Raw genomic sequence first — 18,446 nt, 5'->3', positions numbered from 1 at the left:
CATACATCAGACATCAGACATCAGACATCAGACATCTATTAACAAATATGCAGATATTTTTCTGCCTGCATTTTTTATTGCATATTTTATTATTTATTGTTTTTAGAGGAGTATTTAATGAAAAAGTTTAACAGCATGCAGGTAAAACTGCCTGTTATTTTAAACATTGCAACAGTTGTTATATCTCTTTTTATAATAGTTTCTTTAATTGATCTGGCATCATCAGAAATTGATAATTATGCAAATCAATATATGATATCAACTGTAGACGGATGCAATAGTTATTTAGATATATCTATAGAAAATCAAATACTTCTTATGGAAAGTTACGCTTCTATGCCTGTAATGCTTGATTATATTCAAAACGGAAATAGAAATGTTTTCACTACTTTAACTCAAGTGCTTGATAATAATAAATATATAACAAATGCTTACATACTTTCAAGAAATTCAGAAATATTAGCATCATATACAGGAGATACAAATATAGGAGGAAGAATATCTGAAATATATCCTGATTTATGGAATATTTTTAAGCAGGAAAATAAGGTATCTATATCAGAAACCATATATGAGTCAGATATGAATAATGGTTTTATTCTTCCAATTATAGTTCCTATTTTAGATAATAATGATAATTATGCGGGTGCTATTATAGGTTTTATAGAATGGTCTTTAATAATGAGAGATAGTTTATATAGATTCGGCAATGATTTTTCGACAGAAAAAAGTATTTTTATAATGAATGATAATAGAGAAATTGTATACCATAATATAGCATCGGAGCTTAAGAAAACTATAAATCTTAATATCCCTTCAAATTCTTCTTCTGGTATTGTAAGATTTAATTATTTCAACACTGATAAATTTGTTTTCTATAAAAAAATGTCATCTATGCCATGGACCTCTGGAATCGGAATATCGGAAAGCCTGATTTATTCTGCCAATAGAAAAATGCTGTTAAGCGGAAGTATAATAGGTATCATAGGAATAGCCGCATCAGTTGTATTTTCTGTTTTCTATATAAGAAGAATCATAAGCCCTATAAAGAATATAGTTAAAGAAGCTAAAGAAATATCTCTTGGAAATTTGGCATCATCTTTTTATATACAATCCAGAAACGATGAGATAGGCGAATTATTAAATTCATTTAATGATATGAAGTCTAAATTTTCACAAATGATTAAGGAAATATTAATGTCTTCTGAAGAGATAGCAAATGCTGCAAATGAGCTTTATCAGGGAAGTGAAGACTTGGCAAAGAGAACGGAGTATCAGGCATCAAGTTTGGAAGAGACTGCTTCTTCTATGGAAGAGATGGCTTCTACTATAAAATCATCGGCACAGAACTCAGTAGACGGAAATAATGTTATGATATCTTCAAGAAATGCTGTTGCTGAAGGAGGAAGTGTTATAGCAGATACTGCTAAAATGATAGAGGAGGTTTATGAGTCCAGTGCTAAAATCAGAGACATTACTAAAGTTATAGAAAATATTGCTTTTCAGACTAATATACTTGCTTTAAATGCTTCAGTTGAGGCAGCCCGTGCAGGAGATCAAGGCAGAGGTTTTGCAGTAGTAGCAAGCGAGGTAAGAAATTTAGCACAAAACTCACAGGCTTCAGCTAAAGATATTACAGTGCTTATAGAAGATATTTACGAAAAAATAAATAAATCAGCAGAGATGGCAAGGCATTCTCAGGAAATTTTTACAGATATAGAAATGAAGATAGAAGAAACTTCAAAAATTATGAATGATATAAGTCAGACAGCTATAGAACAGGAAGCAGGAGTTGATCAAGTTAATGTTGCTGTAACAAAAATGGATAGTATAACTCAGCAAAATGCTGCTTTAGTAGAACAGTCCACTGCAGCTTCAAAATCTTTGCTTGATCAGGCTAATCATTTAGAGACTCTTGTAGCATTCTTTAAAGTGAAATAATATATTCATTATTTTCCAATTTAAAAAGGGTTTATTATACTTTCATAGGCTATAATAACCCTTTTTTTATTATTATATTACTTATTTAACATATTTATTGCTAAATATTTTTTTATAATTGACTTTTTTAAAATTAAAATTATACTATAATTCTTATAGTGTTTGGTTGTTTGTGTATATTAATTTTATTTTTATTTAAATAATTGATTTCTATTACCGTAACTTAATACTATAGTTTCTAAATTATTAGATAGAGAGGTTTGCAGAAATTTCTTATGAGAAAATTTAATAGTATAGTTTTTAAAATTCCCCTTATTGTCAATATAGTTATTGTTATATTATCATTTACAATAATATTTACTTCTATAAATATAGCAAGCAAAGCTATAAATAATGCTACATATTCAGGATTTTCTACTTCTGTAAATGGTTATTCTTCTTTGCTTGATACTATACTTAATGACCAATTAATTATTATGGACGCTTATTCAAGAATACCTACTATTATAGAATATATGCAGACAAGAAGTGGATATGTTAAAGATAGAGCTATAAGAACTATGATAAATTTACTTGATAATAATGATTACATAGTTACATTAGATTTAATAGATTTAAATGGAAGAGTAATAGAATCTTATAATGGAGATACTAAAAATTCAGGTTTGGACATGTTTGCAGCATATCCTCAATTGTGGAAAGAATTTGTTGATTCAGGTTATGATCATGCTACAAGTGATACAATATATGAATCTGATATAAATAATGGTTTTGTGCTTCCTATAGTGCATTCTGTATACAGTTTAGAAGGTCAGCTTATAGGAAGTTTTGTTGCTTTTGTAGACTGGTCAAGAATAATAAATGAAACATTGGCTGATACTAGAAGTGAATTTTCTGAAGATAAAAGTATATTTGTTTTAAATGAAGCAAATTTACAAGTTGTATATCATAATATTGATAGAACTTTAGGAACAGAGGCAAATTCTTCTTTGAAAACTCCAGCTGGTAAAGATTCAGGTTTATTTTCATATACTCATGAAGGCATAAAAAGAAGTGCATTTTTCAAAAGAATGAAATCTCAGCCTTGGTTTATGATGTGCGGTATCACTCAGAAACTATTGCATGCTGAAAGCAGAAAGATGACAATTATAGGTATAATATTAGGTATAGCTGGCATTATATTTTCTTCTTTAGTATCAGGTTTCTATATAGGAAGACTTATCAGACCTATAAGAGATATAGTAGATGAAGCTCATAAAATGGCAGAAGGTAATTTTATGTTTGCATCTAAATTAGATAAAAGAGATGATGAAATTGGTGAATTGTCACATTCTTTTGACACTATGAGAAATAGATTTGTAGAAGTAATTTCTGAGGTTCTTGCAGCTTCTTCTGAAATAGCTAATGCGGCCAATGAACTACATAAGGGTAGTGAGGATTTAGCACAAAGAACAGAATATCAGGCTTCAAGTTTGGAAGAAACAGCTAGTTCTATGGAAGAGATGGCATCTACAATAAAATCATCAGCACAGAATTCAGTTGATGGTAATAATGTAATGATAGCTTCAAGAAATGCTGTTATTGAAGGCGGAAGTGTAATTGCTAATACTACAAAAATGATAGAAGAAGTTTATGAAGCTAGTGCTAAGATAAAAGATATCACTAAAGTAATAGAAAATATAGCTTTCCAAACTAACATATTAGCTTTAAATGCTTCAGTAGAGGCAGCCAGAGCAGGCGATCAAGGTAGAGGTTTCGCAGTTGTAGCAAGCGAAGTAAGAAACTTAGCACAGAACTCACAATCATCAGCTAAAGACATTACTACTCTTATAGAAGATATTTATGAGAAAATCAATAAATCAGCTGAAATGGCTAGACATTCACAAGAGATATTTACAGATATAGAAGCTAAAATAGAAGAAACTTCTAAGATTATGAATGATATAAGTCAGACAGCTATAGAACAGGAATCAGGTGTTGATCAGGTTAATACAGCAGTAACAAAAATGGACAATATAACTCAGCAAAATGCTGCTTTAGTAGAACAGTCTACTGCAGCTTCAAGGTCTTTACTTGATCAAGCTAATCACTTAGAAGATATTATGAGTTTCTTTAAAGTTAAATAATATATTATTTAGTTAAATATAAAATTATTGGTTTTAGGTAACAATAACAATCTAAAGCCAATAATTTTTTATTAATTTCTTATCTTATAAAATCTTATCAAATTAAAACATCATATATTTTAAATTACATATAATACATATATAAAGTTTATTTTTTATATAACTGTTCACAAAATTATATAAAAAAAATTTGCAATTTAGATATATTCTAATATACTTATTATATCTTATAAATATGAAATTAAAGGAAATTGATATGATAAATGAAGAATTAAATGCCAAATTAGATCAGTTATATGCCGAAGGCAAACATCATGATATAGTAAAATTATTATTATCTATTCCAGAAAAAGAACAAGATGATGATATTAGAGGGCTTCTTGCTGTAGCTTATAATAACACAGGAAAGTTTGATTTAGCAATAGAAGTTTTAAACTCATTAAGTGAAGAAGTTAGAAATCATCATACTTGGTTTTATAAAACAGCTTATGCACATTTGGGAAAATGTGATGCTGATACTTCTACTAAATATATAGAGAGAGCTATATATACTCTTGAAATGAATAAGGATAATATAAGTATTGAAGAATATGATTACTATAATAATCTTTATAATAGATTTAAAGATGATATAAGAAAAGATGCATTTCAATATGAGGCTAATAGTGTAGATGCCAATAATGCAGATTCTATAATAAGTGATATATCATCAATACTTTCTAATGATATAGAAAATGAAATAATAGAAGGAAGCATAGTTATAAAAAAATGGAATATATTTATCAATGCTTATGTTGATACAGTAACAGATAAAAGTGCTGTTATAAATTATTATATATCAAGTCCTAATTGGGACAGAAATATATTTGAATGCTGTGCTAGTGCTGGAAAAGATACAAATACAGCTGCTGGTCTTGCTAATGGAAGTTTTGCCTATGGCATAATGACTGGAATAAAAGCTATGAATGAAGGAAAGATTCTTGATGAAGTAGAAACTGAATTTGCAGGAAAGACTCATAAATGGAAAGTATATACAAGCAATTTAGTAAATATTGGAAACAATTCTCAAAATCCAAAGAATGTTAATACATATTGGAATATGTTTAAAGATGATATATTAAAGCGTATAGGAAATCAGAAAATTTGTTATATAAAAATATATGGGGCAAAGGCTAGAGATAATTATTCTGTTGGCGAGTTGAGAATAAATGATGTAAACATACCTGAGCTTGCTAACAAAATGAATGAGTATGTAAAAACTTGGGGAGAAACAGATTTCCTTTCTGATAAGCAATTTTTCTTTTTAGTTCAAGATGATGAAACTTATACTCCTTATCCATACTCTAATGAAGAAATTCTAAATTTCGTTCAGCAATATGCGAATATAGTTTTAAATGCTGATGAAACAGAAGACTATTATGATAAACTAGGTGATTTAGCTGAAAACCTAACTAAAGATTATAGTCTTGCTTCAGATTTATTTTTATTCCTACCAGAAATTTGTGCTGATAATGAATTCTATAATGAGCTTCATTCAGGAGAGCTTGTTAATTTCCACTTTAAAACAAAGAATTGTTCAGTTTATAAAACTCAGCTTCATACATATCACTTACTTAATAATTATCTTTTTTCACTATTTAATAGTGGGGCATTTAATGGAAAAGAAAATGAGATATATGCTAAATTTATAAATATGAGTGCCGGATATAATATATATTCACAAATAAAGGCTGATTATGAAAAGAAAAATCAGAAGCTTGAAAATTTGGAAGTGAATATAAGCTTCAATGTAGATGATGATTATGAAATTAGATAAATAAATTTTTGAACACACGCTTTAATAATTAATAAATATAAATGAATCTTATTACTAATTAAATTTATATTTTTAATTTTATTAAGCGTGTGGTGTATGTATTTTTAAAGTTAAAAAAATCTTGGGTGGGCGTTAACATTTCTTTTTTAACAATAAAGAAATTAAAAATAGAAATTACAGAATACCTCAATATAAGATAAAGGGCGGGCAAATTAAAATAATACAAAATAGAAGTTTTATTAATATTCAAAATTATTTTTAATATATTCTTTTACTTCTATAAGATCATTAAACTTTTTATAAGATAATTCTTTTTCTTCTTCCATTGATAATAAAAGTAAATCAGGAATATAAAATCTTTTTTCTATATCAGCATTTTTAGCGGATAATAAACCATTTTTAGAATCTTCTAATATTATTACATTATTTTTATCAGCTTGAAAATGATTGCATGCATTGTTATATAAATCAGGATAAGGTTTAGGTTTTTCAACTTCATTTCCAGAAACTATATAATCAAATTTTTCTTTTAAATTTGTTCTCTCTAAATATAAATCAACTTTTCTTTTTATACTTGAACTTGCTATAGCTTTTTTTATACCATTTTCATTTAAAAAATCTAATAATTCCAAAGCACCTTTTTTTATATTAATACCATCTTCATTTACTATATTGAATGCTTCTTCAATTTGATTATTTATCATATCATAGAATATTTTTTCATTATCAATATTAGATATTTCCATTATAGTACTTTTTATAGAGCTTTCATTTGAACCAAGTATTTTACTGAAGAATAATTTCTCTACATCAATATCAATATTATAATTTTTGAAAGATTTTTTCCAAGCAGCTAAACTAATAGTTTCAGTATCAAGAAGTAATCCGTCCATATCAAATATTACTAAATCTAATTTATTCATATTTTATTCCAATAATTATACTTTGTTATATCTTATAATGATTTTATTAAAAAGTTTTTTAATTCATTTAAATAAGGATCATCAAAATTTATATATGGTGTCAAATCAAATTTTTCTATTTTTTGAATAGTATTTTTAAATCCAAATGCATGCATATAAGCATACACTTTTGATTTTTTTGCTGGAGTATTAATGTTTGGATTAGTGTTTTTAAGTCCGTTAATGCATTTTTCATAACTATCAAAACAATTTAAAACATCTTTACATATTGCTATTTTTTCTAATAATGTTTCTAAGTTTCCAGTATCTTTATTATTTGGAAATAAAAATATATTATCATCGTTAGAAATTTCAAATTGATTTTTTATATTATTAATTGAAGCATTATAATCAAGATCAGCATCAAATATTATCATATATTTACCATTTGTTTTTTTTATTTTATTTTTGTATTCGAATAATTTGTCTTTTCCGCCTACTTGTTCTATTTTATAATTACTTTCATTTTTTATATCACCATTATTTTTCAAATATTTTATATATAATTCTAAAAAATCTTTATCGCTGCTTCCTTCTACAAAAATAGTTATCATTATTAATCCCTCATTTCATTATCATTTTCTATAAAATGAGAAAAATTTTCTTGAGTATAATTTATTATATCAATATTATTTTCATTATTTATATATGTATTGTATACTGAAAGCATATCATTATAATTATTTTCATCTAAAATATTATTCAAAATCTCTAATAATTCTTTATTATGAGTTGTAACAAAAAATTGTAAACTATATTCTTTTGAGAGTGATAAAATATTTTCAAGTAAAATTTTTACACTTTCAAAATGCATGCCATTTTCTATTTCATCAATAATTATATATTTATTTCCAGCTACCATAGAAGCTATAATTTTTAGATATGTTTGGAAGCCTTTTCCCATAGATTTTATATTTATAGCATGTGTTAAATTAACTAATTCTACAGCAACTTTATTTTCTATAAATCTTATATCTTTTATTCTATTGTCAAATTTAGTATATAAAGATTTAAATTGTTCTTTTTTTTGATTATTTGACAATATATATTTTAAATTGCTTGATAAATCATAATCCATATAACTACTTATAAAATCGGTATTATCATTTATACCAAGATTTATATTATTAAATTTAATGTTTATCTTTTTATCTTTTTTAGTATATGATATTGAAGAATTATAAGTTATTCCATTATTTAAAATTTTATATGATAGGCTATTAATTTCAGAATTATATATTTCTTCTGTTGGATTATCAGATATTATAATTTCTCTTTCTTGTTTACATGGAGATATTTCAACTATATAATTATTATCATCAATTTGTGTATTAAGTATAATAGGTATATTTATATTATAATCATAGAATAATGACTCAAATATATCATCATCTTTAATAACATCTCTAAGATATGATAGTAATATTAAAGAATTAGCATTTTTAGTAATACCGCATGCTATTGCTTCTATTACTGATGTTTTTCCAGTATTTGCTTTACCTAGAAAAAAATTTATATTTTTAAGATTATCAATTGTTAAATGTTTAATTCCTCTGAAGTTTTTTATCTTTATATTATTTAACATTTTATATATTTATTCCTAAGTAATTAACTTAAAATGATTAGTTCACATTAAGTCCCTACTAATGATAGTAGGAACTTAATATGTTATAAATAATAATTATTTTATATTATTCTTCAACTTTCAAATGAAGCTCATCTAATTGATCAGCATCAACAGTAGAAGGACATCCGCTCATTAAACATTGACCTTTTTGAGTTTTAGGGAATGCTATAACTTCTCTTATGCTGTCTTGTTTTTGTAATAACATTATAACTCTGTCTATACCGAAAGCCATACCGCACATAGGAGGAGCACCATATTTTAAAGCGTCAAGTAAGAATCCGAATCTTAATTTTGCTTTTTCTTCATCTATACCTAAAAGTTTAAATATTATAGCTTGTATCTTGCTGTCATAAATACGCTGACCGCCGCCGCCTATTTCGTTTCCGTTTAATACTAAGTCGTAAGTATCACTTCTTACTTTAAGAGGTTCGCTTTCAAGTATAGCAACATCTTCAGGTACAGGAGCAGTAAATGGGTGGTGAGTAGCTGATATTCTCTTTTCTTTATGATCATATTCAAATAATGGAAATTCTACTACCCATAAGAAATTCAATTTATCTTTATCTATTAAATTTAATTTCTCAGCAACTCTTAATCTTAAATTACCTAAAGCATCATAAGTAACTTTTGGAGTATCAGCAACAAAGAATAATAAGTCGCCTTTTTCTGCTTTTGTAACTTCTAAAATTTTCTTTTGATTTTCTTCAGAGAAGAATTTAACAATGTTAGATTCAAGTCCGTTTTCAGTAACTCTCATCCAAGCAAGACCTTTAGCACCAAATATACCAACATATTTAGTAAAGTCATCAATATCTTTTCTGCTTAATTTATCAACACCGCCTTTAGCATTTAAACATCTTATTATAAATTTGTTGTCTAAAGCATTTTTGAATACTGCAAAATCACAGCCTCTAACAGCATCTTCAACATTTATAAGTTTTAATTCAAATCTAGTATCAGGCTTATCGCTTCCGTACATTTCCATAGCATCATAATAATTTAATCTAGGGAATGGAGTAGGAATATCTATTCCGTAAACATCTTTAACTATATTAGCAGTAACACTTTCCATAATAGATAAGAATTCATCAGTATTAAGGAAAGAAGTTTCAATATCAACTTGAGTAAATTCAGGCTGTCTGTCAGCTCTTAAGTCCTCATCACGGAAACATTTAGCAACTTGATAGTATCTTTCAAAACCGCCTATCATAAGTATTTGTTTGAATATTTGAGGAGATTGAGGCAATGCATAGAAATCTCCAGCATTTAATCTTGAAGGAACTAAGAAGTCTCTTGCACCTTCAGGAGTACTTTTATTTAATATAGGAGTTTCAACATCTATAAAACCATTATCAGCTAAATGTTTTCTGAAAGCATTAGTGATTTGGAATCTTTTGTATAAGTTGTTGAATACTTTAGTTCTTCTTAAATCTAAGTATCTGTATTTTAATCTTATATCTTCACCAGTATCAATATCATCTTCAAGTAAGAAAGGAGGAGTTTCAGAAGTATTAAGAAGCTCCATTTTTTCAACCATAACCTCAATTTCACCAGTAGGGATTTTAGGGTTAACCATTTCAGGACTTCTAGCTCTTACTTTACCTTCAACACTGATAACATATTCGCTTCTTAAATCTTGAGCGTCATTATGTGCTTCTTTGCTGATTTCAGGGTTGAATACAATTTGTACAAAACCTGTTCTGTCTCTTAAATCTACGAATATTACTCCGCCATGATCTCTTCTTCTTAAGACCCAACCAGCTAGTTTTACTTCTTTGCCGATATCGTCTTTTGTTAATATTCCATTATAGGCACTTTTAAAACGCATATTAGTTCCTCTTAAAAAAATTATTTATTTGATTATTAAAAAATAAGTTATATTTCTTTTAATTTGAATAAACATAATTATTATATTATATATAGGTATAAAAATCAATAATCAAAATTAAATATATTCTTTATAATTATATCAGTAACCCCGCCCTTTATCTTTATGAAATTATAATTAGTATTGAGATGTAATTTTCTTTAATGCCAAAATTAAAAAAGCATGCCCGCCCAAGATTTTATTAAATTTGGAATTTACTTTAACGCACGGTGAATGCATATTAATTAAGGATGAAATTAATATTATAATTTGATTATAATAAATGCTTTGTTTACCGTGCGGCGTAGTAGGCGTTTAAGATATATGTTTTATCCCTTCTTCTAATATCTGCATAACTAATAAAGTTTCTTCTTCTTTAACGATAGGTTCCTTTCCTAGAATTATACTGTCATATAAGGCATCATATACCCTTCCATAATCTCCATCTATAGTAGGAACTTTTTCTTCATATATAGAGCCGTTGCTGTCAATATAAGTTATTGTTCCATAATGCTCTAAATTGTCTTTTCCAAAATCAGTATTAGTTGGCATGTAAAACATTTTTAAATGCTCTTCCTGCCTGTCCGGAGTTTCTTTTATGAACATTCCTTTTTTACCGTATACTATGAAACTTGGCCTTTTTTTGATTCTGAAATAACTTGATTTTATTGATACTTTCAGATTGCTGTAAAAGAGATCTAAATCAAAATAATCATTCATTTTATTGTTTCCCAAAAGACATCTGACATCATATACTATTTTATCCGGCTTTCCAAAAAAAGAAATTGCTTGATCCACAGTATGACTGGCATGCCCATATAAATAACTTTCAAGAGGTTCAAATCGTGTAGAGTGTTCAGGAACTTCCGGCCTGTAATAATCAAAATGCATCTCAACTTCTATTATATCACCTAGCTTTCTGCTTTTAATAACTTCTTTTACTGTGAGAAAATCAGAATCGTATCTTCTGTTTTGATAGCATTGAAGCAGAAGATTTTTTTCTTTGGCATATTCAAATATTTCCTTTGCCTGATTAAAGTCAATCATAAAAGGTTTTTCAACAAGTACATTTTTTCCATTGTCTAAAGCCATTTTAGCATATTGATAATGAAGTTCAGGTTTTGTGCATATTACCACTAAATTAATTTCTTTATCGTTTAATATATCATCTATGTTTGATGTGTATTTTATACCTTCAATTTTTTCCCATTTTGAATTTGATACATTAGGAGAATAAATAGTCTTTACTTTTAATTTGTCTTTTCTTTTTAATACAAAAGGTAAATGATATCTATTTGTACTTTTGCCATTTGCAATGTATGCTATGTTTAACATTTTTCACTCCATATAAAAATATAATAAAATTATAAGATAAAAAAAGATGCTGCCCTATAAAAGAACAGCACCTTTATAAATGTGTTTATAAGAACGGATAATTATTTTATATCTTTGTAAGGTGATTTTCCAGTATATTTAGGAGCATAATCTCCGCTTGCTTGACCATCAGTATAGAATTTCTCTAAAGTAACAGTACCGTCATCATTAACTTTACCTATAGGGTCATACTGCCAGAATTTTTTAGGTTCAAAAGTTTCTTGTTGATCTGTAGTACCATATTTTCCTGTTTTTCCAGATTCAGCAGATATCCAACCTGTAGGTGCCTGATTACCATATTCATCTTTCCAGTATTCAGGTACAGCATAAGGGAATACATATCCAGTTTTTGTATCAACAGCTATTAAGAAATTATCAACATCAGAAATAATAACTTTACCTATATATCTATAGAAGTAGAATTGATTTTCTATTTCATTATCATTTTTTCTTTTGAATGGATATACCTCTGTAAGCATATATTTTTAATTCACTTATAGGAGCTGGTATAGGACTTCCCATAAAACTTCCTGTGTTTGTACTTTCTCCATCTGGTGCTTTATAAATATAACAAGTATTAGTTGTATCAGTACCTTGTGCCCAAGTTCTTGTATAAGGTATTTGCTCTCCAGCATTATTTGTTGTAATACCATTATCTTTTATAAATTGGAATGTTGGTACAGTATCTATATCTGTTATAAATTTTAAGAATACTTCATCAAAATTAACAGATGTTTGAGGAAGATCTGGAGTAGTTCCTCCGTTATTTGGATCATTTGGGTTGTTTTTTGAACATGATATAATCATTATCATAGACAAAATTAAAATAGATAGTTTTTTAATCATAATTTCTCTCCTACATTTTTTCAAGATTGTAGATTATTATTAAATAATTTCAAGAAACTATATATATTAAAAAATAAAAAAAATAAACAGTTTTTAAAAAATGTCTTTATTTCAATTTTTATTATAATACATATTGAACATATTTATCTATTTATACATTTTTTACAAACAAAAAGACTATATTTTTATCAATTACTACATTTTTTATATTGAGTTTTTATTTATGTTATTTTAATATGTTTTGCATTAAAGAAAAATAAAAACGGAGTGAAGTAAAATGAAAAAAATAAGTATTTTATTAAGTGTAATGTTATTAGCTTTTGCAGTTTCATGCTCAAGCCCAAACAAACCAGAAGATAATACAGAAACTAAGGGAATTGCTTTATCAGAAAGAGCAGGAAAATACACAGGAACAATTTCTAATTTAGGTAATATGTCATTGGAAATGGTTCTTGATAATAAAGGAAGTTTGACATCATTAAAAGTTAATGGTGATGAAAGTTTAGATCCAAATAATCCTATAAAAATATCAGATGACCCTAATTCACAAGAAACAGTTTTCGACCCTTTCAATGCTACTATTAAACTTGGAGGCAATCCTGCAAGTGCTCAAGTACAAATAAGATTTCAATCTGGAACAGATAAAACTGCAGGTGCTTTAGCTGATATAGATATATTTCCAGAGGGTAAATTTGAACCAAGCTTAAAAGATATTAGTTTAACTTATCAAGCTAATTAATTTGATTTTATATTATGAAGAACATACTATATCTGTTGATAATTATATTTTTATGCTCCTGCATGAATCCTTTTGATGCAAGAAAAAGATATTATTATAATAATTCTACTTCAAATAATAAAAAGGTAAATCCAGATTATCCTGATTTAGATATGCCTTCATATGATAGTAATGATAAAACCGATCCTTTCAATAGTACAGAGGATTGGAATAGAATTGACTATAAATTTAATGGAAAGGAACTGTATAACTATTTTATGAAAATAAGTTTTGATGTTCATACAGTTCCTACATATTCCTTTTTTATTCCTAATGACGGCAGAAAATGGAGAAAAATTAAGGGAAGCCATTTTGATGAATATACATTTAATGCCAGTAGAGACGGGAATACAACCGAAGCTCCTTTGGGAGATAAACCATTAGTTATAGATATAAAACCTATGACAGTTCATCGTTATGGAAAAAATCCTTTGGTACAATATGATGGCGTTTACAATTCTTCTGAAAGAATAGATAGATTTTTCTTCATTAGAGCAGAAGGAAATGCAATAGTTGAATTAGACAATTATCTTATCGCTATAGATACATACAGTAAATTTATATTCGCTTATGCTAAAATTACAGATTATACTGATGTATTTGGACAGCTGCTTCCTACTGAATTTCAGGCTATAGAGCGTTATCATTTAGGGTATAAATTTTACGAGTATGATCCTATAGGTTTTATTGATGGAAATAAAAACATCATTCTTTATCAAGTATATGCTTATGATATGACCGCAAACTCATCTGAATATGTGCCAAGATATACAGGTACAGATGGTAATGCGGCAAGACCAATTGATAAAACTACAACTGGTCATTCACCTTATGCTACAGAGCCCGCTAAAAAATAATAGAGAATTTTTAAGCCTGCCTTTCCGAACTGTTATTTAATATTCTTCTTATTTATATAAGAATCTTTTTATTTTCTTTGTAGGATTTTTTATAAATTCTTCTTTTTGTATAGTGAATCCTGATATCCTTCCAAATTCCGGAAGCACCTTATTAATTTCTATTCTGTTATTTTCCATAAGTTTATTAATATCTTCTTCACTTAAATTTTCAGCTTTTACTCTTTCATTATCTAAATATATTAAAGCATGCAATTTATTATCTCTTTGAAGAACCAAAGATTCTGATATATAAGGCATAGTATTCAATTTACTTTCTATTTCTTCAGGATAAATATTTTGTCCACTGGCACCAAGAAGCATATTTTTACTTCTTCCTCTTATAAATATTCTATTGTCTTTGCCAAGTACTCCTAAATCGCCGGTTCTAAGCCAGCCGTCTTTAGAAAGAACATCTGCAGTGGCTTTAGGGTTCTTATAATATCCAAGCATGACATTTTCACCCTTAACCATTATTTCTCCAACTTCGCCTTCATTCTTAGCATCAATTTTTATTTCTAATGTGTCTATTATGCAGCCGCAGCTTCTTGCTTCATGTTTATTCCAAGGCCCATAACTTATTAGAGGTCCGCATTCTGTCATACCATAACCAACAGTAAATTTAAATCCTATATCCATAAGGAATTTTTCTACATCAGCATTTAAAGCACTTCCTCCTATTATAACCTCATGGAAATTGCCGCCAAATGACTGTGTTAAACTATCTCTTATTTTTGATTTCAATATAGATGATACAATAGGCAATTTTAATAATTTTGAAATTAGAGGCTTGTTTATAGTAGGCAGTATTTTTTTAAGATAAATTTTTTCTATGATAAGCGGAACCATAAGTATAAGATTAGGCTTCACTTCATCAAAAGCCTTTAATAATATATTTGGGCTAGGTATAGCATTGAGCATATATATACATGCTCCCTTTGAAAATGGGAAAAGAAAATCAAATAAACAGCCGAATACATGTGCTAATGGCAAAAATGAAAGTATATGGTCATTAGACTTGATAGGCATATTATTAATTGCAAATCTTATATTAGCAGCAAGTGAATTATGATTGAGCATAACTCCTTTACTGAATCCTGTAGTTCCTGATGTGTATATAATAGTAGCTAGGGTTTCATTTTCAAATATTGTGAGATGAAAATTTTCTTTGCTGAAATCTTCTAGTTTTATATCATTAAATATATTATCTTTTTTTATTTCTTTTTTATTATCTTGATTTTCTTTATTATCTTCATTATTTTTTATAATTACTGTATCCAAAGTATCTAAGTAGAATGCTTTATTTAGAGATTCTATAGTTTTTGGTTCTATTCCATTAATAATATGCTTATCTGCAAAAAGGAATTTAGATCCTGAATCTTTAAGTATAGAAGCTATATCTTCTTTAGAGAAATCAACTAATATAGGTACTATAACAGCACCATAACTTACTACTGATAAATATATTAAAGCCCAATTAACAGAATTGCTTCCACATAGAGCTATTTTTTCGCCTTTATGTATATCAAGTTTTTTAAAAGCTATATGTATTTTTAAAATATTTTCTGCTACATCAGAGTATTTTAATATCTTATCTGTACCATAATCAGCCAGTGCATTTATATCCCAGTTTTCTTTTATAGTGTTTTGAATATAGTCGCTTAGTCTTTCTCTAATCATGAGTCCTCTCCTATGTAATTGTGATATATATTATAGTAATTTTAAAAAATATTAGCAACATATCTAAACATAAAAACTGCATGGCATATATTAGATATTATTAGAAGGAAATAAAATAATGGTAAGAATAATTTATATCTTTTATTGGCATCATACATAGCAAGTCTGTAAAATACCATAGCTATAGTTAAGAGTAAGAATCCAGTTAAATAAAGTATGGCACCGTATTCTCCAACTGCTGCTGATATTTTTGATATTGCTATAAGCCAAACCCAGTTTAATATTAAATAATAAATAGTTTCACTAAAACCGCTCCATCTATATCCAAATATGCTTCTCAATATGATAGCCAATACACAAAGTCCGGTAATTATTCCAAAGAAACTCCAACCCCAACCGTTTTTTAATGATATTAAACAAGGAGGGATATAAACTCCCCATATCATCATAATAAAAAATGCATGTGATAATATATAAAAGACTTTTTTAGCTTTATTATTAAATGGGAAAAAATGGTATATTGAATTTATTATATAAAATATAATTAGAAAACTTGAATAGAGTGAAAAAGAAGTTATCTCTCTAGCTGTATTTGAATTAATGATTAAAAGAACCAAAACAACTACAGATAAACTCGCACATATTATACAAATTATAGCACTTATTATTGATACTGATGTTTTGATTTTATTATTAATTTTTATTATACTATTCATAATAGAATATATTAAACCTTATTAATAATAAAGTAAATGGTTATTTGTAACTATTTTTATCAATTATTAATTTATTCGTTTCTATTTTTTTTATTCAGATATTTTGTGAGCAAAGTTTTTATTCTGTCATATTTAAAACCTTTTCTCATTAAGGCTTTGATAATATAATCTTCCTTTCTCTCTTTATGTTCATACACTCTATAATATTTTACTATAGCTTGTTTCAATGCTTTATCATCGCTTTTCTCGCTTATAGAGTTTTGAACTCTTTCTATTAATGAAGATTTTATTTTACATTTCTTAAGATAATCTATGATATGTCTTTTGCTTTTGCCTTTAAGTTTTAAACTATTTACAGCAACTTTTACAAATCTTTTATCATCTATTAAATCATATTCTTTACAGTATGAAACGGCATATCTTATAAATCTTTTTTTATGGCCTTTTTTAAGCATTTTATCTTTGAGCATGCCTTCACTTATAAAGCCTCTTTTTAATATAGATACTGCTGTTTTTCTTGCGGCAGATTCAAAGGCTTTATTTCTTATATGAGGAATTTCTTCGTATTCAAGTTCCATTCCTTCATATATATCTAATTCATAAAGTCCGTTTTTAGGTATAGTAAATACATCTCCGCCTGACACTTTGATATATATTTTATCACCTTTTAATTTCATTTTTAAAATAACCATAATTCAATACTATAATAATATTCTCACTTTTTCAAGTGTTATTTTTTATATGATAAAATAAAATCTATATCTTCTTGTTTTAAACAATGTTTAGGTATGATTATTGCTGACATTTCATCTGTATAAATAAACAAAGATTTAGCACTTGCGTCTATATTTTTTATATCATCTTTATTGAAAGAGCTTGTTCCTCTGTCTTCTTTAAATACTACTTTATCATCATAAATTGTTAATTCTTTATCTCCGAATACTTTATCCAATTTCCCGCTTCTTACATATTCTTTTACTTTCTTGGCTATTTTTATTTCTATACGTTTTCTATATGTTAATATTTGCAAAATAGAAAAAGCTGAAACTAATACAGCCATTATTATTATTAGCAAGGCATTATCTCTGAAATATACAGCCATTGATACGAATATAATAATATATAAAACTACTAATATAATTATTGTTTTTTTTATTGAGGCAGTCATTTTAGAATTGATTTTTAAATAATGTAATTGAAAGTCTATAAAGTCATCTTCTACTAATTTATAATTGTATTCTTTTTTCATATTGTACCTATATTATTTTTATTTTTTATTAGTATAGTATAAGTATATTTTTTTTCAAGTGCGGTTCATATTTGTTTTTCCTCAATATATTATTTAGAAACCCCGCCCTTTAAAATTTTTTATTTTTATTTAAATTATTGTTTTAATTATCCTTGTTACAAAAATAAAAAAAGCATGCCCGCCCAAGTGGGATTTAGAAATTTGAATCTCTAAACCGCACGGTGAATGTATTTTAATAATAAAAAAAAATTGTATTGCTGAACTTATTATATTTAATGTTGCATTTACCGTGCGTTAAAAGAATTATAAATTTAATTAACATTTAGGGTGGGTGTGCTTTTTCTAAAAAAACAAAAAAGTTAATTAAAATAATAATTGTAAAATTAATTAATAAAGAATAATGGGTGGGGTTTAGAATTCGCTTTAATGAAAAATTATAATAAAATACTATATTGAAAAACAATAACAAATTGAGTATAATATATTAACACACTATTAAAAACACTATAAATTAAAAAACTTTAAAAATTGTCTAAAATATCATTATTAATAATATAACTATATTTTTTGC

At 26.9% G+C, this 18,446-nt stretch carries 16 protein-coding genes; 5 read left to right on the top strand and 11 right to left on the bottom strand.

The annotated features are described in order from the left end of the window. The first annotated feature begins 117 nt into the window (after positions 1-117). From R4K56_RS12670 to R4K56_RS12660, 3 genes are all read left to right on the top strand, one after another. Positions 118-1,941 carry a methyl-accepting chemotaxis protein gene (locus R4K56_RS12670; protein WP_335772761.1) on the top strand — a complete coding sequence of 608 codons (1,824 nt, stop codon included), beginning with the start codon at positions 118-120 and terminating at the stop codon, positions 1,939-1,941. A gap of 275 nt (positions 1,942-2,216) precedes the next feature. Then, entirely contained in the window at positions 2,217-4,067 is a 1,851-nt protein-coding gene (locus R4K56_RS12665; protein ID WP_335772762.1) for a methyl-accepting chemotaxis protein, read from the top strand. 256 nt (positions 4,068-4,323) lie between these two features. Continuing rightward, positions 4,324-5,883, top strand: a complete 1,560-nt coding sequence (locus R4K56_RS12660) for a DUF6348 family protein (protein ID WP_335772763.1) — start codon at positions 4,324-4,326, stop codon at positions 5,881-5,883. A gap of 239 nt (positions 5,884-6,122) precedes the next feature. Here R4K56_RS12660 and R4K56_RS12655 read toward each other — a convergent pair whose 3' ends face one another. From R4K56_RS12655 to R4K56_RS12625, 7 genes are all read right to left on the bottom strand, one after another. Further along, positions 6,123-6,806, bottom strand: a complete 684-nt coding sequence (locus R4K56_RS12655) for an HAD family hydrolase (protein WP_335758257.1) — start codon at positions 6,804-6,806, stop codon at positions 6,123-6,125. 32 nt (positions 6,807-6,838) lie between these two features. Then, on the bottom strand, positions 6,839-7,399 hold the full coding sequence (locus R4K56_RS12650) for a DUF3226 domain-containing protein (RefSeq protein WP_335758256.1): 561 nt from the start codon (positions 7,397-7,399) through the stop codon (positions 6,839-6,841). Between the two features lie 2 nt (positions 7,400-7,401). Beyond that, positions 7,402-8,430 carry an AAA family ATPase gene (locus tag R4K56_RS12645; protein ID WP_335772764.1) on the bottom strand — a complete coding sequence of 343 codons (1,029 nt, stop codon included), beginning with the start codon at positions 8,428-8,430 and terminating at the stop codon, positions 7,402-7,404. A 106-nt stretch (positions 8,431-8,536) separates the two neighbouring features. Further along, positions 8,537-10,300, bottom strand: coding sequence for an aspartate--tRNA ligase (aspS, locus tag R4K56_RS12640; protein WP_297295793.1), 1,764 nt, complete (start codon positions 10,298-10,300; stop codon positions 8,537-8,539). A 354-nt stretch (positions 10,301-10,654) separates the two neighbouring features. Beyond that, on the bottom strand, positions 10,655-11,674 hold the full coding sequence (locus R4K56_RS12635; RefSeq protein WP_335772765.1) for an oxidoreductase: 1,020 nt from the start codon (positions 11,672-11,674) through the stop codon (positions 10,655-10,657). Between the two features lie 101 nt (positions 11,675-11,775). After that, positions 11,776-12,192, bottom strand: coding sequence for a hypothetical protein (locus R4K56_RS12630; protein ID WP_335772766.1), 417 nt, complete (start codon positions 12,190-12,192; stop codon positions 11,776-11,778). After that, positions 12,155-12,559, bottom strand: a complete 405-nt coding sequence (locus R4K56_RS12625; RefSeq protein WP_335772767.1) for a hypothetical protein — start codon at positions 12,557-12,559, stop codon at positions 12,155-12,157. The genes R4K56_RS12630 and R4K56_RS12625 overlap by 38 nt, the downstream gene beginning before the upstream one ends. 277 nt (positions 12,560-12,836) lie before the next feature. Here R4K56_RS12625 and R4K56_RS12620 point away from each other — a divergent pair, with 277 nt between their 5' ends. Together R4K56_RS12620 and R4K56_RS12615 are read left to right on the top strand one after the other, a co-directional pair. Next, positions 12,837-13,298, top strand: a complete 462-nt coding sequence (locus tag R4K56_RS12620) for a hypothetical protein (protein ID WP_335772768.1) — start codon at positions 12,837-12,839, stop codon at positions 13,296-13,298. 14 nt (positions 13,299-13,312) lie between these two features. Continuing rightward, on the top strand, positions 13,313-14,194 hold the full coding sequence (locus R4K56_RS12615) for a hypothetical protein (protein WP_335772769.1): 882 nt from the start codon (positions 13,313-13,315) through the stop codon (positions 14,192-14,194). A gap of 48 nt (positions 14,195-14,242) precedes the next feature. On the opposite strand, the gene R4K56_RS12610 is transcribed toward R4K56_RS12615, so the two are convergent. From R4K56_RS12610 to R4K56_RS12595, 4 genes are all read right to left on the bottom strand, one after another. Next, positions 14,243-15,910 (bottom strand): AMP-binding protein, encoded by a 1,668-nt coding sequence (locus tag R4K56_RS12610; protein WP_335772770.1) that lies wholly within the window; start codon positions 15,908-15,910, stop codon positions 14,243-14,245. Positions 15,911-15,951: 41 nt separating this feature from the next. After that, the gene (gene trhA, locus R4K56_RS12605; protein WP_335772771.1) at positions 15,952-16,626 is read right to left on the bottom strand and encodes a PAQR family membrane homeostasis protein TrhA; all 675 of its coding nucleotides are present in this window, start codon (positions 16,624-16,626) and stop codon (positions 15,952-15,954) included. 71 nt (positions 16,627-16,697) lie between these two features. After that, a complete protein-coding gene (locus R4K56_RS12600; protein WP_335772773.1) occupies positions 16,698-17,303 on the bottom strand; it encodes a regulatory protein RecX in 606 nt (201 codons plus the stop codon). Positions 17,304-17,356: 53 nt separating this feature from the next. Next, a complete protein-coding gene (locus R4K56_RS12595; protein WP_335772772.1) occupies positions 17,357-17,875 on the bottom strand; it encodes a YcxB family protein in 519 nt (172 codons plus the stop codon). Positions 17,876-18,446: the final 571 nt, after the last annotated feature.

Source organism: Brachyspira pulli, assembly GCF_036997785.1.
Classification (GTDB): domain Bacteria; phylum Spirochaetota; class Brachyspiria; order Brachyspirales; family Brachyspiraceae; genus Brachyspira; species Brachyspira pulli.
This window is presented reverse-complemented; position numbering and strand designations above follow the sequence as displayed.